Raw genomic sequence first — 18,111 nt, forward strand, 5'->3', positions numbered from 1 at the left:
TTTATTTGTTTTAATACACACATCCAAGCAATGGTGCTTGAAATTAACTGACTTAAAAAGGAAACATTATGAAAAAATTTGCATTAGCAACAATCTTCGCATTAGCAACCACTTCTGCATTCGCAGGTTTTAATGGCGGAAATGCTCAAGGCGGTTTTCAACAAGCAACCCCTTCAGCAATTAGCGTAAAACAAGCTTTATCTGCTGCAGATAATTCAATGATCACTTTAGTGGGGAATATCACTCAGCAAATTGATGACGATGAGTTTTGGTTTACTGATGGGACTGGGCAAATCAAGATTGAAATCAAAAAACGCATTTGGAATGGTTTAAACGTAGATTCAAAGGATAAAGTTAAAATTTATGGAAAATTGGATAACGAGGTATTTGAGAAAGCAGAACTTGATGTATTGCGTATCGAAAAAGCAGAATAATTATCTTTGAAGATAGCGAGCATTAGCTCGCTGTTTTTGTTTATAAAGTGCGGTCAATTTTTATGAGAATTTTATTGATAGAGGACGATAATCTAATCGGCAATGGTTTACAGATTGGTTTAACGAAACTAGGTTTCGCGGTGGATTGGTTTGCAGATGGTAAAACAGGAATGGATGCCTTAGCGTCTGCGCCTTATGATGCGGTGGTATTGGATTTGACATTGCCTAAACTTGATGGATTAGAGGTATTACAACAATGGCGTTCCAAGCATCAAGATATACCCGTATTGATTTTGACTGCCCGAGATACATTAGATGAACGTGTTAAAGGTTTACAAAGTGGTGCAGATGATTACCTTTGCAAGCCTTTTGCTTTGGCTGAAGTTGCGGCGCGTTTGCAAGCACTGATTCGTCGTCGTTATGGCCATCATCATTCGGTGATTGAGCACGAAGGCGTTAAACTAGATCCAAATCAGCGTTCTGTTTGGCTAAATAATCAACCTATTTCTTTAACAAGCCGTGAATATAAATTGCTTGAATTATTTATGCTGAATAAAGATCGCGTATTGTCTCGCTCATCGATTGAAGAAAAATTATCAAGTTGGGATGAGGAAATTAGCAGCGGCGCATTAGACGTGCATATTTATAATTTACGCCAAAAATTGGGGAAACAATTTATTCGCACGGTGCATGGTGTTGGGTATGCTTTAGGACAAATTGAAAAATGAAAAATAGAAGCCTTACGTTGCGTCTTATTTCTGTGCTTTGTTTAACCGCACTTTTTGTTTGGCTTGGTTCTACGCTTGTCGCTTGGTGGCAAGTGCGCCACGATGTGAATAAAGTTTTTGATGCACAACAAGTTCTCTTTGCTGAACGGCTCGCAAATTCAGATTTAAGTACTATTTTGGTGGAATCTAGCACAACGCTAAATAAAAATTCACTGTCGGCATTAAAAAAAAGTTATGACGATGATGCCTTAGCCTTTGCTATTTTTTCTAAAACTGGGAAACTTTTATTCAGTGATGGACGAAATGGAAAAGATTTTATTTTTAATAATAAAATGGGTTTTCATAATTCTCATACTTATGATGATGACGATAACTGGCGAATTTTCTGGCGTACGGCAGCGAATGGGAAATTGATTATCGCAGTAGGGCAAGAGTTAGATTATCGTGAAGATTTAATTGAAGAAATGATCTTTGGGCAAATGTGGATTTGGTTTGCTAGCTTGCCTATTTTGATTATTGTTTTAGGATGGTTGATTCATAAAGAACTTCGACCGATTAAACGTTTGAGCCAAGAAGTACAAACGAGAAAATCTGGTGATGTGTCATTACTGAATACCGAGGGGCTACCCGTTGAAATTTTACCTTTAGTAAAAAATTTAAATCAATTTTTTGACCGTACTTCGGCTATGCTACAACGTGAACGCCGTTTTACCTCCGATGCAGCCCATGAATTGCGTAGTCCATTGGCGGCACTGCGTATTCAAACTGAAGTTGCTCAACTGGCGGGTGATGATGGGGAATTACGAGAACAAGCACTTTTGCATTTAACCCAAGGGATTGATCGTGCATCGCAGTTAATTGAGCAACTGTTGACGCTTTCAAAACTGGATAATTTACAAGAATTGGAAGAATTACAGCCTATTGATTGGGAAGACATCATTCAGTCGCTGATCGCAGAGCGTTATTTTGTGGCAGAAAAACGTAAAATTACGTTGGCTTTTGAGAAAGAATCTGAACCAAAGCCAAAACAAGGGCAACCAATTTTAGTTTCATTGATGCTTAGAAATTTACTCGATAATGCCATTAAATATTGTTCTGAAGACACAACCGTTTCAGTGAAAATCGCATCTTCTCAGATTATTGTTGAAGATAATGGTGGTGGCGTTGAACCTGAGGATTTGAAAAAACTTGGTCAGCGTTTTTATCGTCCAGCTGGGCAAAATGAAAAGGGCAGTGGATTGGGGCTTTCTATTGTCATGCGAATTGCGGAATTACACGGATTCAAAGTGCGGTTAGAAAACGTTATAAAAGAAGGACAGCGAATTGGCTTAAAAGCACAAATATTTTTATAGACATCTCCTTTAAAAAAAGAAAACCGAGTAAAGACTCGGTTTTTCTTTTTAGAATAGGTTGCTGATAAAGATGACTAAAATAATCACTGGCACAACGAATTTTACATAGTTAAACCAGATTTTAGTAAATATTGATTCAGGTGTTGGAGAAAGTTCTTTTTTCGCCTCATCTTTTAACACGAAACCAACGAAAATAGCACAACCAAGTGCGGTCAGCATAAAGAGAATATTTCCACTGACATAATCATAGAAATCAAAAATGCTTTTGCCGAAAATGGTGATATCTTTCCATAGATTATCACCTAAAATTGCTGGAATATTACCTAAGATAAAAATCCCACCAAGAGTTAATACAATCGCTTTGCCACGACGCATTCTGAGTTTTTCTTGTAATGCGGTAATGATTACTTCATAAATTGTGATAGAAGTAGTTAGCGCAGCAATTAATAATAAGCCGAAGAAAATAATTGCAAAGAATTTACCCGCCCATAAGTGAGAGAATACGATAGGCAAACTTTGGAATACTAAAGTTGGACCTGCGTTTGGTTCAATCCCAAAGGTGAAAAGTGATGGGAAGATCATAAAGCCAGCAAGTACAGCAATAATTGTATTGGTAAAACCAGTAATAACTGCAGTTTGTATTAAGTCTTCTTCTTTATTTAAGTAGCTTGAAAGCGTAATTAATACGCCAAAACCAAGACTCAATGCGAAGAATACTTGACCTAAAACAAAGATAAATAATTGTGGTGTAATTTTGCTGAAATCTGGTTTTAAATAGAATGTAATTCCTTCCATTGCGCCTGGTAATGTTACGTTGCGAATAACCATTCCAATGAGGAAGATGAATAGCAATGGCATTAAATATTTTACAGAGCGCTCAATCCCACCAATGATACCTTTCGCTAAAATAATGTAATTCACCATAACAAATAAGAAGGTGTATAGCATAATTTCATAAGGGCTATTGCCAATATGCAGCTCATAGAAATCTTTGGCGATATCTTTAGTAATGGGGGCTGAGATATCTAAGGTACCGCTGATTAGGCTAATGATATAAGAAATAACCCAGCCACCAAGCACCATATAATACGCCATGATACCGAATGAACCGAGTAAGCCCATGTAGCCAAGGATTTTCCAATATTTGGAAATGCCTTTTCCTTTATCCAGAATTTTATCGCCAAAGGCATCAATAGAGTTTACACGTAAGCGACGGCCGATCACGTTTTCAACGAGAATCATCGGAATACCGATTACAATCATTGCGATACAGAAAAGTAGAACGTAGGCTCCACCACCATTTTCACCCACAAGATAAGGGAAGCGCCAAGTTGCACCGAAACCGACAGTTGCGCCTGCGACAGTCATGACATAGGTGAGTCGGTTTGACCAAGTTTGTCGTTGTTTGTTGTTTGTTGTCATTTGTTTTCCTATTTTTAATAAAAAGTGCGGTAAATAATTAGGGTGTTTTACCGCAAAAATTAAAACTCAATTTTTTCTTTATATTCACACAGATCTTCAATAATGCATGAGCCACAACGAGGTTTACGTGCGATACAAGTGTAGCGCCCGTGTAAAATTAACCAATGGTGAACATCCACTTTAAATTCATCAGGTACGACTTTAAGCAGTTTTTCTTCCACTTTTACAACATCTTTACCTGGTGCAAAATTAGTTCGATTGCATACACGGAAAATATGGGTATCCACTGCAATGGTTGGATGACCAAATGCCGTATTTAGTACAACATTGGCTGTTTTTCTACCCACACCTGCTAATGCCTCTAAGGCTTCGCGATTTTCGGGCACTTCACCGTTGTGCTTTTCAATTAAATCACGGCAGGTTTTGATAATATTTTCTGCTTTGCTATTAAAAAGCCCGATGGTTTTAATATAGCTTTTTAAACCATCTAATCCTAAATCTAAAATCGCTTGTGGCGTGTTTGCAACAGGAAATAGTTTTTCTGTCGCTTTATTCACGCCTTTATCGGTTGCTTGCGCCGATAGAATTACCGCAATTAATAATTCGAAGGGCGAATTATACTGTAATTCTGTGGTCGGGTGGGGATTTTGATCTCTTAATCGGGTTAATATTTCGATTCTTTTTAATTTATTCATCTTATTTATCAATTCGATTTTTTATTGCAAGGAGCAAGCCTAATCCTATAAATGCACCTGGAGGCAAAATGAAAAGTAAAAAGCTACTGTCTGTATGGTAAATATGGAGCGTTAAAAATTTCGCTTGTTCGCCGAATAGATTTTCGATTCCATCAAAAACTGTACCTTGTCCAATGATTTCACGCAATGCGCCAAGTACTGTCAAGCTAAGCGCCATCCCTAATCCCATTGAGAAACCATCCCAAACTGAATGGAGTAAGCTGTTTTTTGAGGCGAATGCTTCTGCTCGACCAATCACAATACAGTTGGTAACGATAAGTGGAATAAAAATCCCAAGTGATTGATAAAGCGTATAGGTATAAGCATTCATTAAAAGTTGAACGACAGTTACTGTCGTGGCAATGATCATCACGTAGATTGGAATGCGGATTTCATTCGGAATATATTTACGGAAAAGCGAAATGACCGTATTTGTGCAAGTGAGCACAAGCATTGTCGCTAAACCTAAACCAAGTGCATTGGTGGTGGTGCTAGACACCGCTAAAAGCGGACAAAGCCCGAGAAGTTGGACAACCGCTGGATTATTTTTCCAAATTCCTTGAGCAAAGATTTCTTTCCACATGGATTTTTGTTGATTTTCAACCGCACTTTCTATCTGTTCTTCTTCAAGTGCGGTATTTTTTTCAGTTAAATCTGTCATATTATTTCACTTGTGTTGAAAGCTGTTGTAACAAGGTTTGGTTATTTAGCATGATTAATGCTGAGCGTTTAGTTTGATTCACCACTGCGCGAGGTGTAATGGTTGCACCAGAAAATTGATCAAATTTTCCGCCATCTTTTTTTACCGCCCATTCGTTTAAATTATACTCATTAATCGATTGATGAGTGAAATTTAAAATCCAGTTGGAAATACGAAGTTCAATTTTATCGCCTAGGCCTGGGGTTTCATGGTGTTCAATGACTCGCACGCCTAACACTTCACCTTTCGGATCTAATCCTACAAGTAAGCGAATATCGCCAGAATACCCATCAGGCGCGGTGGTTTCATAGGCATAGGCAGAAACATTTCCATCTTTTTTCGCAAAATAAATTTTCTGAATGCCCACCAAATTTTTATCTTGAGGAATAACCGCACTTTCTAACAGATTATTATTGAAATAATCTTGTGGAATGACCTGTAAAAGTAATTCTCGTTGTTGTGCCGCCATCGCCGCGTCAATTTTATCTTTTGTTAGGAAAAAAATACCCGCAGAAATTGCTGTGCAGAGTAGGGCGACAAAGCCTAACAATATCCCGTAACGCGATGTGATTTTTACTGTGCCCATTATTTTTTCCCTTTTGTTGGATAGCCAGATACTCGAGGACGTGTGTAATGATCGATAAGTGGAACGCAAATATTACTTAATAAAATTGCGAATGCTACACCATCTGGAAAGTTTCCATGATAGCGAATGAGATAGACAAATAACCCCACTAATGCGCCAAAAATAATTTTTCCTCGTGGTGTAATCGAGGCTGTGACAGGATCTGTCGCAATAAAAAATGCGCCAAACATCATTGCTCCACTCACGAGTTGGCTAATTGCACTTAAATGCGTGAAGCCAGTAAAAGCGGTCGCGGTGGCTAAACAGAAAAAGGTGACAAGCATCGCCACTGGAATTTGCCAGTGAATGACACGTTTTAAAATAAGGAAAATTCCGCCTGCTAAGAAAGCCACGTTGACTTGCCACCAGCCTTGAGCAAAGTCAGTTCCATTACCCATAAAAATCGGGAGTTTAACCAATTCATAAAAATCATTTAATTGAGTGTGACTTTTATAGAAAATTTTTGCGCTATCCAAAGGCGTTGCTTGGGTGATACCATCAATATTATGTGTAAGTTGTGAAAGGGTAAATCCATCAGTGGTTAAACCTGAAAATATTAATGAAAATGCATCTGAAAAAGTTGGTGGTTCCTGTAATAAATTAATTGGTGGCATCCACGTTGTCATTTGTAACGGGAATGAAATCAAGAGAATTACATAGCCAATCATCGCAGGGTTGAATGGATTTTGCCCTAAACCACCATAAATCTGTTTACCTAATAAAACTGCACAGAGTGTTCCAATGATGATAACCCAATAAGGTGCATAAGGTGGAATAGCCATCGCCAAAATTAAAGCTGTCAGGGATACGCTGAAATCTGAAAGATAATTTAACGGCTTTTTACCGCGTAATTTTATTGCAATAAATTCCGCAATGATTGCTGTAGCAATGGCTAATGCGGATTGAAGCACCACGCCAAATCCAAAATAATAAATTTGCGTAAAAAAAGCTGGCATCATTGCCAACATTACCCAAAGCATAATACGCGCTGTGAGTTTCCCCGAATGAGTATGAGGAGAGCTAACCATTTTAAACATTATTTTATTCCTGATTATTTTCTAATGTTGCTTGTGTTTTTGTCAATTTCTTTGCTTTTGCACGAGCAATAGCTGCAGCTATCGCCGCTTTTTTCGGATCAAGTGCGGTTGAATTTTCTTCTGTCTTTTCTACCACACTTTCTATGGCTCGAGTGCTTGGAACTGATTCTGTAGTTCCATTCACTTGAGCTAAGTTTTTTTACTTTGCACGAGCAATAGCAGCGGCTACGGCTGCTTTTTTCGGGTCAAGTGCGGTTGAATTTTCTTCTGTTTTTTCTACCACACTTTCTATGGCTTGAGTGCTTGGAACTGATTCTGTAGTTCCCGCTTGCGCAAGTTTTTTCGCTTTTGCACGCGCAATCGCTGCAGCTACCGCAGCTTTTTTCGGATCGAGTGCGGTTGAATTTTCTTCTGTTTTTTCTACCGCACTTTCTATGGATTGAGTGCTTGGAACTGATTCGTTGGTTCCATTCGCTTGTGCAAGTTTTTTCGCTTTTGCTCGAGCAAGTGCGGCTGCAACCGCTGCTTTTTTCTCGTCGATTGGCTGAGTTTGTTGTTCTTGGTTTTCGACTTGAGATTCCGCTTGCTGACGAGCCAGACGACGAGCTTTACGTTGTGCCATTAAATCAGCGTTATCAGGTAAAACTTCCCCTTTTTCTGAGGTAATCGTTTTAACTTGTATTGATTCTGTTTCATTGGCTTTTTTCGCTTTCAAGCGTTCTAACGCCGCTTTAACAGGATCTTCACCTTTGGTTTGCGCTAATTCTTCTCGACGTGCTTCTGCTGCACGTTGTGAACGTGCTTTACGCTCTTGTTCTTCACGTTCCATTCGCGCTTGTTTCGCTTCAAAGCGAATTTTGGCTTCATCTGATTTTTTCTGTTTTTCTTTTATTTGCCAAATTTTTGCTTTTTCTTGGCGGAAATACTGAATCAGCGGAATATGGCTTGGGCATACGTAGGCGCAAATCCCACATTCAATACAATCTTTGAGAGCGTATTCTTCCGATTTTTTGTGATCTTCACTACGCGCAAACCAGTAGAGTTGCTGTGGCATCAAGTTGACTGGGCAGGCATCAGAACAGCTAGAACAGCGAATACAAGCTTGTTCAGGCTCTGGTTCTGCATATTCAAAATAGTCTGGTGCAAGCAAGCAGTTGACAATTTTTGTCACCGGTGCATTGAGGTTGGAAAGTTCCAATCCCATCATTGGGCCCCCCGCAAATACTGGATAACGTTCATCAAACTGATAGCCAGCGTGCGTCAATACTTGAGAAATTGGTGTACCAAGTCGGACCCAATAATTACCTTTTTCAGGAATTTTATCACCAGTAAGGGTGACAACACGTTCAATTAAAGGTTCGTCATTTATAACTGCTCTTTTAATTGCAAAGGCTGTACCAACATTATGCATCAGTACGCCAATACTAGAAGAACGCGCGCCACTTGGCACTTCCATTCCTGTAAGTAAATAAATAAGCTGTTTTGCGGCACCCGAAGGATATTTTGTTGGAATCACGCGAACGCTAATGTCATTTGCTCCTTGTAGCGCTTTACAAATTGCCTCTATTGCTTCAGGTTTGTTATCTTCAATGGCGATGACTACGTTCTCAGGTCGTAGAATATAACGCAAAATACGAATGCCTTCTATGATTTCATCAGCGCGTTCACGCATAAGACGATCATCACAAGTGATATAAGGCTCACATTCTGCACCATTGATAATTAAGAGTTTAACTTTTTTCTCTGCTGATTGAATTTTAGCGGCAGTCGGAAACACTGCGCCGCCCAAGCCAGCTATACCAGCTTGATAGATTTTGTTAATGAGTTGTTCTGGCGAGAGTGTTAAAAAGTCATCAATAGGATTACGCTCTAGACATTGATCTAATCCATCTGCTTGCAAATGAATTGTAGGTTCATCAAGACCAGACGGATGTGCAGCGACATAAGATTTAATCAATTTAATTATGCCAGAAGTTGGCGCATGAACGGGTAGCATACGCAAGCCATCACCTTGCGTTAAAGGTTGACCTTTTAATACATAATCGCCTTCTTTTACTAAAAGGTTACCTATTGTTCCTGCGTGCTGTTTAAGAGGAATGTAAAAATCCGTAACTAAAGGGTGATGACGTAATGGTTGTGAATTAGATTGTGATTTCATTTCAGGCGGATGAATGCCGCCTTTGAAATCCCATAATTTACCGGAATTGAAACGAGATAATACGTCCGCCATTTATTCCCCCACAACCAATTTTTTCTCAGTACCATTTACATTCATTACTGGAATGACTAATTTTGCATCAAACTTCCAATCCCAATTATCGATATTTTTTTTCACGGGAATCATTGATATACAATCTGTCGGGCAGGGTGCTACGCAAAGTTCACAACCTGTACAGAGATCAGGAATGATCGTATGCATGAATTTATTTGTACCAATAATGGCATCAACAGGACAGGCTTGGATACATTTCGTGCAGCCAATACACATATTTTCATCAATAAAAGCGACTTTCTCGATAGGTTCTTCTACGCCGTCCATTGCAGGCACATCAACACCTAAAATCTCTGCAATTTTTACGATGGTAGGTTGACCACCAGGAATACATTTTGTGATTTCATCTCCATTGCAAATAGCTTCAGCGTATGGTTTGCAGCCTGGATAACCACATTGTCCGCATTGGCTTTGTGGCAAAATAGAATCGATTTTTTCCACAATGGGATCAGCTTCGACTTTGAGTTTAAGTGAAGCAAAGCCTAAAATCGCACCGAAAATTAAAGCGAGTAAAGTGATTATGATGAATAGAAGGGTCATTATTTCTTTCTTTTTCCTGAAAAATACTGAGAGAACCCAATAAATAAAATCAAAATGGTAATAGCCATTAAAAGATAGATCATTTTATTACTTCACTAGTCCTGTAAATCCCATAAATGCGAGAGACATTAAACCAGCGGTGATAAGTGCGATAGATGAACCTTTGAAAGTTAAAGGTACATCGGCTGCGACAAGACGTTCACGAAGCGCAGCAAAAAGCACTAATACAAGTGAAAACCCAAGAGATGCACCAAAACCATAAACGACAGATTCCGTTAAATTATGAGCAAGATTTACGTTTAATAATGCAACACCGAGAACTGCACAGTTTGTGGTTATTAAAGGCAAGAAAATTCCAAGTAAACGATATAGCGTTGGGCTAGTTTTATTTATTACCATTTCGGTAAATTGTACAACTACGGCAATAACCAAAATAAATACTAATGTGCGTAAAAAAGTAGCATTCAAGGGAACAAGAATATAATGATCAACTAAATATGCGCAAAGGGAGGCGACTGTTAATACAAACATTGTTGCTAACCCCATTCCCACTGCGGTTTCAATTTTTTTGGATACGCCCATAAAAGGACAAAGTCCTAAGAATTTCACCAATACAAAGTTGTTAATCAGCGCAGTACCGATAATTAATAAAATATAGTGTGTCATTGCTTTCTGCCTTGTGTATAGGTCGGCTATTATCCTCATTTATAGGCGCGATAACAATAGAAAATTTGGGGTAGGATAAAGAGAAAATTGAGATTTTCTCGTTTTGTGAGAGGTGAATAAAAGCGCATCTAATCATTTAAACCATTAGATGCGCAAGTCTCGAAATTAATAATACTCTACTTGATTTATGTTAGTGAAGTATTTTTGAAGCTCAATATCAATTATTTTTGATATAGTTTTGCTGGACCTTGAGTACCACCGTTAGATTGACCACCTTCTTGTAATTTTAATACAGAACCAGAAGCAGTGATCTCAACACGACGGTTAGGGCGTAAGCAATCTTTTAGTGCTTGTCCATTAACACCATCACAAGCTTTTATTTGAGGGTTTTTACCATAGCCTACAGCGGTGATTTCAGCTGTAATTCCATCTTCAATCAAACGAGTTTTAACTCTGTCTGCACGATGTTGGGAAAGCTCCAAGTTGTAAGTTTCAGAACCTAAACGATCTGTATAACCTGCAACTTTAACTTTTTTAGCACCAGTAGATTTTAATTGAGATGCAACATTATCAACTACCTTTTTACCCTGAGCTGTTAAAGTATCCTTGTTAAAATCAAATAAAAAGTCACCACTCAAATTAAATGCTGAATTTCCATTACAACTGTTTGGATACCAGAAGAAACTTTGCGCATTATGATTTTTGTCAAATAATACTTTATATTGACAAATCTTATGAATGCCATTTTCACGATAATTGAATACATAATCCCATTCAGACACGCCATATAATCCTTCAGTAAAATGTGGATTACCAATTAATTGGCGAATTTGATCTTTATTCATTCCAGCTTCAATTATGCGAACATTGTCCCAATTTGGCCAGGTACCAAATTGGCTACCATCGTGGTTAAACGTCGCAGAATCAATTTTAGGCCACACTAATTGAGGTACTTGTTCACCATTTACGTCTTTATATTCTGGTTTACCTGCGTCAGTCACCTTACTCAAGTTACCACAAGCTGCAGCAGTTGCGATGGCAACAGTTGATAATAAAATGCGGGATAATTTCATTTTTTTTACCTTTTATTTGTCAATACCTCTTCGGAAAGAGAATAATGAAACTCATGAATTAAATATTATAAAACTGTAAAAGCTTCCGCTGTACATAGTAAAGGCAAAAAATTGTCTTGTAAATAATAAAATCAGTGAATTATCCCTCTTTTTTGTAAAGGAGTGTAAAGATATCTATTTTTAATGTATAAAATCATTTGCTCGCTTTGTAGTATAACGATGGATAATATTTACCGCACTTTCTTCAGCTTGACGACCTAATTTTTTTATCAAGGATTTTTTCAATCGATACTTCACACTTACTACATGTTTTTCTTTCATTTTTTCCAAAATTAAATCATCACTGGTTAAAATTTCATCGACTAATTTCAAGTCGATTGCTTGTTGGCCAAACCAATGTTCCCCAGTAGCAATTTTATCAATATCTACACAAGGACGATTTTGTGAGACGAATTGTTTAAATAATTGATGTGTTTCTTCCAACTCTTGCTGAAATTTTTGTTTGCCTTTTTCGGTATTCTCACCTAATACAGTTACTGTGCGTTTAAACTCACCAGCTGTCATCACATCTACATCAACATCATATTTTTTTAATAAACGATGAACGTTTGGAATTTGTGCTACGACGCCAATAGAACCAATAACAGCAAAAGGCGCGGATACAATTTTATCTGCTACACAAGCCATCATATAACCGCCACTTGCTGCAACCTTATCTACAGCGATGGTTAATTTTATGCATTTTTGTTTCAAACGACACAACTGAGAGGCTGCAAACCCATAATCATGAACAATACCGCCCGGGCTTTCTAAACGTAATAATACTTCGTCTTCTGGTGTTGCTACATTTAAGATTGCTGAAATTTCTTCTCGAAGTGCGGTCGTTTCTGATGCTGAAATATCACCATGAAAATCCAAGACATACACACAGCTTTTCTTTTTGTCATCTAAGGTTTCACCTTTTTTTAATTTTTCTTTACGTTTTTTAGCCTTTTGTTTTTCAGCTTTTTTCTCTGCTTTAGCTTGCTGTTTTAGCTCTTCTTCTGAAAGATTAAAATCACGCAAAACACGAACTTGATGATCAAATTCTTCAGATAAGTCTTTAATTTCTAATTCTCCTATTTTAGATTTGTTATGTTGACGATAAGAAATCACCAAACCAACAATAGCAAGAATGAGTAATAAAATTGTTAGTATTTCCAGAATGAAAATTCCATAGCCAGTTAAAATATCGTTTAACATTGTTACTCCTATTGATATTTTATAGATTACATTGTGCTTTCTACTAGTCGTGACTAGTCTAGACACCAACATGATAAAATATTGTGATTATTTGTGCTATTACAACAAAGATTTTTTAAACTAATTCTCACTTTTTTTATTTTCATTTCTGCTGATTTAGCATAGCATAAGGAACGATTTCATTTTCATTTATAAAAAGGAGTAATTATGAAATTACGTGCTGTTGTATTAGGTCTTGCAACATTATGTGCTAGCACAGCGACTTTTGCTGGCATGGTTTCTACTTCATCTAACCTTGAGTTTTTAGCCATTGATGGTCAAAAGGCATCTAAATCTCTTGCGAAGGATGCTAAAACTTTTGCTGTGAATGACACCCAAAACCATCAGGTTGTTGTTCGTTTAAGTGAAATTATTGGTTCTGGATCTAGCCAAACCCTTTTTGAATCTAACCCAGTAATCGTGACATTCCAAGGCAATGCAGAGGATCTTGTTATTTCGGCACCAGCTATTCGTGGTCGTTCAGAAGGTGATAAATTCAATGAAATGCCAAGCATTAGCGTAAAAACAAAATCTGGTAATACGCTTTCAGCAAAAGTGGATGTGTTAAAACAAGAAGGTTTATTCCCAAGTGCTAATGTGGTGAATGATCTTGCTGAATATAATGCGTCTGGTGCAACCGCATCTGTTGCTGCATTTGCTGCAACCACAGCTGCTAGCCCAATGGTCGCTACTCCAGCAAGTAATGCAAAAGCGAATAAAGGTAAAGTGGTTGTTCAAGGTGAAAACGTTGCAGAGCAACAGCTTCAATATTGGTTCCAACAAGCTGATAAAGAAACTCAAACACGTTTCTTAAATTGGGCAAAATCCCATAAATAATTACCGCACTTCATACAATAAAAAGTGAGCCTTGTTGCTCACTTTTCTATTTTGATAAGGATTTGAAATGAATATTCGGTTAAATGCCAAAGTAATCGCTGCGATTCCTGTTTTTATTGCCGTAAATATTGCGGCAGTGGGAATATGGGCTTTTGATATTTCTTCGCAATCAATGCCTTTGATTCTAGGGATTATTGCAGGTGGTTTGGTGGATTTGGATAACCGTTTAACTGGACGATTGAAAAACGTATTTTTCACGCTCATTGCCTTTTCTATTTCATCCTTTATTGTGCAGTTACATATAGGTAAGCCTATCCAATATATTGTGTTAATGACGGTGCTGACATTTATTTTTACCATGATTGGCGCCGTAGGGCAGCGTTATAGCACGATTGCTTTTGGTTCATTAGTGGTTGCTCTTTATACCACGCTGACTTATGTGCCTGAAGGAAATGTATGGTTTATTAATCCCGTAATGATTTTATGTGGTACCTTGCTGTATAGTGTGGTAACTCTGATTGTTTACCTGTTTTTCCCAAATCGTCCCGTACAAGAAAGTGTCGCCAAAGCGTTTTGTGCTTTAGGTGAATATTTAGATACCAAATCCTGTTTTTTTGATCCTGACGAAGTAGCTGAGATTGAAAAAAAATACCTCAATTTTGCAATGAAAAATGCGAATGTTGTCACGGCATTTAATATTGTTCGTACCGGACTTTTTTATCGTATTCGAGGGCAACATCGCCATCCTCGCACCCAAAGAATGTTACGTTATTATTTTGCCGCGCAAGACATTCATGAACGCACCAATTCTACGCATTTTGATTATCAACAAATAACGGAAAAACTAAAAAATACAGATTTGATTTTCCGTGTTCAACGTTTGTTAGAGCTACAAGCACAATCCTGTAAAGAAATCACGGCGAGTTTGCGTGAAAATAAACCCTATTATTTTAATGAACGTGTCGCACGTGCACTTTTAGGCACGTTGCATTCCTTTGAACTATATAAAGCACAACATCTCAATGATCAAGATGAACTGATTGATATTCAAACCTTGTTAGATAATTTACAAAGTATTAACTGGCAACTTAGCCAATTGGCACAAGAAACGACGGATACAGAACAATTAGCTCAAATTCATACGGAACAAATCACAGGGTTAAAAAATATCAGTGCGGTGATTTTTAGTCATTTTACTTTTGAGTCGCCGTTGTTCCGTCATGCAGTCCGCTTATCTATTGTGGTATTTTTATGTTGTGCCATTGTTGAGTTTTTCCAATTTAATCTTGGTTATTGGATTTTATTGACCACTGTATTTGTGTGTCAGCCAAACTATTCAGCAACTAAAGTCCGTTTACGTCAGCGCATTATTGGCACGATATTAGGCGTAGTGGTGGGATCTATATTACCTTATTTAAATCCAACCTTAGAATTAAAATTAGGTCTTGTGGTGCTTACAAGTACGTTGTTCTTTTTCTTCCGCAGTAATAATTACAGTTTCTCGACCTTTTTCATCACACTACAAGTATTGCTGAGTTTTGATGTCATGGGATTCGATACGGCAGCTGCGTTGATGCCTCGTTTACTCGATACTTTGCTTGGTGCCGCGATTTCATGGTTTGCCGTATCTTACTTATGGCCGGATTGGAAATATTTGCAACTTGATAAAGTGAGCCATCAAGCATTGCGTAGTGATGCGGTGTATTTATTGCATATTATTAGCCAATTGCAATTTGGTAAAAGCGACGATCTTAAATATCGCATAGCACGTCGTAATGCGCATCAATATGCAGCCGCACTGAGTACCACACTTTCTAATATGAATAATGAGCCAGTAAAATACAAGGCATATTTACAGAAAGGTTTTGATTTGCTCAAGCTTAATTATTCTCTATTAAGCTATATTTCGGCCCTTGGCGCTTATCGAGACAGAATGAAAAATTTGCAACAGACCGCACAATTTTTATCTGGTTTTTATCCTGTGGCAAAAAAAATTATCTATACTTTAGAACACATTGAAGAAATACCCGAAGCTATTTTTAACCAACAGCAAGAACGTATTGAAACACATTTAAAAGAATTGGAAAAACAAGACATGACGACCGAAGAACGAGCCGTCTTTAGTTTACCGTATCAGCAATTAAATTTGATTACGCAACTATTACCGCAGTTCTATGAGTATTTTAGGAAAGAGTCTTGTTAAAAGAATAAGCTATCAAAGTATAGGATCGTTATAAATATAAAAGTGCGGTTGATTTTTGAGAGATTTTAAAACTCCTTGAAAATTTACCGCACTTTATTTTTTATTGAGCAATAACATTGACGAATGAGTTATTACTGTCCCATGTTTTTCACTGATTTTAGGAAACCTTGGGCGCTATCAAACACAGAAGATTTTCCCTGTGCCTGTAAAATCATATCGGACATTTCTCGGAAGGCACCTTTGCCGCCATTGATAGAAAGTACATGATCAACAGCATTCTTCACATAAATAGGGGCATCAGCCACAGCAAAAGAAGTTCCACACGCTGCAAAGGCAGGGAGATCTACACTATCATCGCCAATATAAGCGGTCTGCTCGGCTGTGACGCCTGCTTGTTTCATGAGATCAAAACAGGCCGTTTCTTTTTCAAGTTTGCCAAGAAAGAATAATTCAATACCAAGATCGGCAATGCGACGACGTAAAATAGGGGAGTCGCGGCCAGAAAGCACAGCCACTTGAATACCTGCATCCATCAGCATTTTTATGCCTAAACCATCACGCACGTGAAAACTTTTGATAGCTTCACCATTGACATCATAATGAAGTTGTCCATCGGTGAGTACGCCGTCTACATCAGTAATGACAAATTTAATATTTTCTAATTTTTGTTGCATTGGGATTCCTCAGCTTGAAAATTCCACTAAACCCACTACGTGATTTTCATCATTAACAACGACTAGCGAGTGAATTTTTTTCGCTTTCATAAAGTCTTCTGCTTTTGATAAAAATTCGTTTTGATGAATAGTTTTTGGTGAACTTGTCATAAAGTCTTTGGCTGTTTTATTCAGCGTTTCTGCACCATTGGCTGTAAGCGCACGGCGAATATCGCCATCCGTGATAATACCTTTAAGTTGCTCGTTTTCCATCACTAAGGCAACACCCATTCGCCCTTCATTCATGACTGTGAGGCAGTCAGTAAAATTAGTGGTCGGTAAAATTGTTGGTAGGCGAGTTTGCATTTGATCTTTCACTTTACATAATAAACGACGACCAAGACTGCCACCTGGATGGAATTTAGCAAAGTCAGCTGGTTGAAAGTTGCGAGCAGTAATGAGTGATACGGCGAGAGCATCGCCAAGTGCCAGCGTTACAAGTGCGGATGTTGTTGGCGCAAGATTATTCGGACAAACTTCACGTTCAACAGTTATATCTAGAACATAATCTGCATGGCGTGCGAGCGTGGAATTTTTGTTACTCGTCACAGCAATAATTTTATTACCGAAATTTTTTAAACTTGGAATTAGTTTATTGACATCATCGGTTTCGCCGCTATAGGAAATTAACATCACGATATCTATTGGTTTCAACATACCTAAATCGCCGTGAAAGGCTTCTGTCGGATGTAAAAAGAAACTTGGTGTGCCAGTAGAGGCAAAGGTAGCCACCATTTTTTTCCCAATTAAACCGGATTTCCCTATCCCGCCGATGACTAATCGTCCTTCGCAAGCAAGGATTAAATCCACGACTTGATTAAAATCCTCGCCTAAATGTTGGCTGAGTTGCAAAAGTGCGTTGCTTTCCACAGAAAGGGAATCCTGTGCAATTTGTAGATAGTTCATTCTTCTTCCTAAAAGAGCGGTTGAAATTGGCGCTATTTTAGCGGAATCATAAAAAAATACGAATGAAAAATTCGATGTGAGAGAGGCATTATTGTTTATAAGATTGATGAGCAATATCTAAAAATTGGGGATTTTATTGACCGCACTAATGATTGCCCCTATACTACGCGCCGAGTTGGTTAGACAATCGCTGGTTTATTGAAGCCCTTAACCGTATTTATACGACCTAGTGGGACAAGTAAACGAGAGGAAAGTCCGAGCTACACAGGGCAGAGTGCCGGATAACGTCCGGGCGGCGTGAGCCGACGACCAGTGCAACAGAGAGCAGACCGCCGTGTAAACGGTAAGGGTGAAAGGGTGCGGTAAGAGCGCACCGTGCCTCCGGTAACGGTTGGCAGCAGGGTAAACTCCACTCGTAGCAAGACCAAATAGGAATCCAATGAGTGGCCCGCTCAGGATTCGGGTAGGTTGCTTGAGCGGCAGAGTAATTTGTCGCCTAGAGGAATGATTGTCCACGACAGAACTCGGCTTATCGACCAACTCAAAATTTTTATAGAAATGACCGCACTTTAGTTTGTTTTTCAGAAT

Annotated in this window: 18 protein-coding genes and 1 other RNA gene; 6 read left to right on the top strand and 13 right to left on the bottom strand. The window is 38.3% G+C overall.

The genetic code is table 11. From position 1 onward, the window contains the following. The first annotated feature begins 68 nt into the window (after window positions 1-68). The 3 genes from AAX18_RS03190 to qseC all read left to right on the top strand — a co-directional run bounded on the left by AAX18_RS03190 (window position 69) and on the right by qseC (window position 2,514). Complete coding sequence (locus tag AAX18_RS03190) at window positions 69-434, top strand: YgiW/YdeI family stress tolerance OB fold protein (protein WP_005626188.1); 366 nt, start codon at window positions 69-71, stop codon at window positions 432-434. Between the two features lie 62 nt (window positions 435-496). Beyond that, window positions 497-1,162, top strand: coding sequence for a response regulator (locus tag AAX18_RS03195; RefSeq protein ID WP_005626184.1), 666 nt, complete (start codon window positions 497-499; stop codon window positions 1,160-1,162). Continuing rightward, window positions 1,159-2,514: a quorum sensing histidine kinase QseC gene (gene qseC, locus AAX18_RS03200; RefSeq protein ID WP_046952927.1), complete on the top strand. Its 1,356-nt coding sequence runs from the start codon at window positions 1,159-1,161 to the stop codon at window positions 2,512-2,514. The genes AAX18_RS03195 and qseC overlap by 4 nt, the downstream gene beginning before the upstream one ends. Before the next feature lie 48 nt (window positions 2,515-2,562). Here qseC and AAX18_RS03205 read toward each other — a convergent pair whose 3' ends face one another. The 11 genes from AAX18_RS03205 to sohB all read right to left on the bottom strand — a co-directional run bounded on the left by AAX18_RS03205 (window position 2,563) and on the right by sohB (window position 12,825). Further along, entirely contained in the window at window positions 2,563-3,936 is a 1,374-nt protein-coding gene (locus AAX18_RS03205; RefSeq protein ID WP_046952928.1) for a sodium-dependent transporter, read from the bottom strand. Window positions 3,937-3,995: 59 nt separating this feature from the next. Next, entirely contained in the window at window positions 3,996-4,631 is a 636-nt protein-coding gene (gene nth, locus AAX18_RS03210) for an endonuclease III (protein ID WP_005626177.1), read from the bottom strand. A 1-nt stretch (window position 4,632) separates the two neighbouring features. After that, a complete protein-coding gene (locus AAX18_RS03215) occupies window positions 4,633-5,331 on the bottom strand; it encodes an electron transport complex subunit E (protein WP_046952929.1) in 699 nt (232 codons plus the stop codon). A gap of 1 nt (window position 5,332) precedes the next feature. After that, window positions 5,333-5,956 (bottom strand): electron transport complex subunit RsxG, encoded by a 624-nt coding sequence (gene rsxG, locus AAX18_RS03220; protein ID WP_046952930.1) that lies wholly within the window; start codon window positions 5,954-5,956, stop codon window positions 5,333-5,335. Next, on the bottom strand, window positions 5,956-7,032 hold the full coding sequence (gene rsxD / locus AAX18_RS03225; protein WP_046952931.1) for an electron transport complex subunit RsxD: 1,077 nt from the start codon (window positions 7,030-7,032) through the stop codon (window positions 5,956-5,958). The genes rsxG and rsxD overlap by 1 nt, the downstream gene beginning before the upstream one ends. A 4-nt stretch (window positions 7,033-7,036) precedes the next feature. Next, a complete protein-coding gene (locus AAX18_RS08840) occupies window positions 7,037-7,216 on the bottom strand; it encodes a hypothetical protein (RefSeq protein ID WP_155397206.1) in 180 nt (59 codons plus the stop codon). Between the two features lie 15 nt (window positions 7,217-7,231). Next, on the bottom strand, window positions 7,232-9,262 hold the full coding sequence (gene rsxC, locus AAX18_RS03230; protein ID WP_080948096.1) for an electron transport complex subunit RsxC: 2,031 nt from the start codon (window positions 9,260-9,262) through the stop codon (window positions 7,232-7,234). After that, on the bottom strand, window positions 9,263-9,844 hold the full coding sequence (rsxB, locus tag AAX18_RS03235) for an electron transport complex subunit RsxB (protein WP_046952932.1): 582 nt from the start codon (window positions 9,842-9,844) through the stop codon (window positions 9,263-9,265). It lies immediately after the preceding gene. 87 nt (window positions 9,845-9,931) lie between these two features. Next, on the bottom strand, window positions 9,932-10,510 hold the full coding sequence (rsxA, locus tag AAX18_RS03240; RefSeq protein WP_046952933.1) for an electron transport complex subunit RsxA: 579 nt from the start codon (window positions 10,508-10,510) through the stop codon (window positions 9,932-9,934). Between the two features lie 221 nt (window positions 10,511-10,731). Beyond that, entirely contained in the window at window positions 10,732-11,583 is an 852-nt protein-coding gene (locus AAX18_RS03245) for an OmpA family protein (RefSeq protein WP_046952934.1), read from the bottom strand. 180 nt (window positions 11,584-11,763) lie between these two features. Next, window positions 11,764-12,825: a protease SohB gene (gene sohB, locus AAX18_RS03250; RefSeq protein WP_046952935.1), complete on the bottom strand. Its 1,062-nt coding sequence runs from the start codon at window positions 12,823-12,825 to the stop codon at window positions 11,764-11,766. Window positions 12,826-13,032: 207 nt separating this feature from the next. Between sohB and AAX18_RS03255 the strand changes: the two genes are divergently transcribed. Further along, window positions 13,033-13,701: a curli polymerization inhibitor CsgI-related protein gene (locus AAX18_RS03255; protein WP_046952936.1), complete on the top strand. Its 669-nt coding sequence runs from the start codon at window positions 13,033-13,035 to the stop codon at window positions 13,699-13,701. A 67-nt stretch (window positions 13,702-13,768) separates the two neighbouring features. Next, complete coding sequence (gene yccS, locus AAX18_RS03260) at window positions 13,769-15,904, top strand: YccS family putative transporter (protein ID WP_046952937.1); 2,136 nt, start codon at window positions 13,769-13,771, stop codon at window positions 15,902-15,904. Between the two features lie 131 nt (window positions 15,905-16,035). Here yccS and AAX18_RS03265 read toward each other — a convergent pair whose 3' ends face one another. Beyond that, the gene (locus tag AAX18_RS03265; RefSeq protein ID WP_046952938.1) at window positions 16,036-16,578 is read right to left on the bottom strand and encodes a KdsC family phosphatase; all 543 of its coding nucleotides are present in this window, start codon (window positions 16,576-16,578) and stop codon (window positions 16,036-16,038) included. Window positions 16,579-16,587: 9 nt separating this feature from the next. Beyond that, window positions 16,588-17,523, bottom strand: coding sequence for a KpsF/GutQ family sugar isomerase (locus tag AAX18_RS03270; protein ID WP_046952939.1), 936 nt, complete (start codon window positions 17,521-17,523; stop codon window positions 16,588-16,590). Between the two features lie 171 nt (window positions 17,524-17,694). On the opposite strand from AAX18_RS03270, the gene rnpB reads away from it, so the two are divergent. Beyond that, window positions 17,695-18,071, top strand: an RNA gene (gene rnpB / locus AAX18_RS08615) — RNase P RNA component class A. The last annotated feature ends 40 nt before the right edge of the window (window positions 18,072-18,111 follow it).

The sequence above is a fragment of the Haemophilus haemolyticus genome, assembly GCF_001008205.1.
GTDB lineage: Bacteria > Pseudomonadota > Gammaproteobacteria > Enterobacterales > Pasteurellaceae > Haemophilus > Haemophilus haemolyticus_Q.

Bases quoted from the DNA above. Each gene is read 5' to 3' on its own strand.
- AAX18_RS03190 (WP_005626188.1), top strand. From the start codon at position 69: ATGAAAAAATTTGCATTAGCAACAATCTTCGCATTAGCAACCACTTCT.
- AAX18_RS03195 (WP_005626184.1), top strand. From the start codon at position 497: ATGAGAATTTTATTGATAGAGGACGATAATCTAATCGGCAATGGTTTA.
- qseC (WP_046952927.1), top strand. From the start codon at position 1,159: ATGAAAAATAGAAGCCTTACGTTGCGTCTTATTTCTGTGCTTTGTTTA.
- AAX18_RS03205 (WP_046952928.1), bottom strand. From the start codon at position 3,936: ATGACAACAAACAACAAACAACGACAAACTTGGTCAAACCGACTCACC.
- nth (WP_005626177.1), bottom strand. From the start codon at position 4,631: ATGAATAAATTAAAAAGAATCGAAATATTAACCCGATTAAGAGATCAA.
- AAX18_RS03215 (WP_046952929.1), bottom strand. From the start codon at position 5,331: ATGACAGATTTAACTGAAAAAAATACCGCACTTGAAGAAGAACAGATA.
- rsxG (WP_046952930.1), bottom strand. From the start codon at position 5,956: ATGGGCACAGTAAAAATCACATCGCGTTACGGGATATTGTTAGGCTTT.
- rsxD (WP_046952931.1), bottom strand. From the start codon at position 7,032: ATGTTTAAAATGGTTAGCTCTCCTCATACTCATTCGGGGAAACTCACA.
- rsxC (WP_080948096.1), bottom strand. From the start codon at position 9,262: ATGGCGGACGTATTATCTCGTTTCAATTCCGGTAAATTATGGGATTTC.
- rsxB (WP_046952932.1), bottom strand. From the start codon at position 9,844: ATGACCCTTCTATTCATCATAATCACTTTACTCGCTTTAATTTTCGGT.
- rsxA (WP_046952933.1), bottom strand. From the start codon at position 10,510: ATGACACACTATATTTTATTAATTATCGGTACTGCGCTGATTAACAAC.
- AAX18_RS03245 (WP_046952934.1), bottom strand. From the start codon at position 11,583: ATGAAATTATCCCGCATTTTATTATCAACTGTTGCCATCGCAACTGCT.
- sohB (WP_046952935.1), bottom strand. From the start codon at position 12,825: ATGTTAAACGATATTTTAACTGGCTATGGAATTTTCATTCTGGAAATA.
- AAX18_RS03255 (WP_046952936.1), top strand. From the start codon at position 13,033: ATGAAATTACGTGCTGTTGTATTAGGTCTTGCAACATTATGTGCTAGC.
- yccS (WP_046952937.1), top strand. From the start codon at position 13,769: ATGAATATTCGGTTAAATGCCAAAGTAATCGCTGCGATTCCTGTTTTT.
- AAX18_RS03265 (WP_046952938.1), bottom strand. From the start codon at position 16,578: ATGCAACAAAAATTAGAAAATATTAAATTTGTCATTACTGATGTAGAC.
- AAX18_RS03270 (WP_046952939.1), bottom strand. From the start codon at position 17,523: ATGAACTATCTACAAATTGCACAGGATTCCCTTTCTGTGGAAAGCAAC.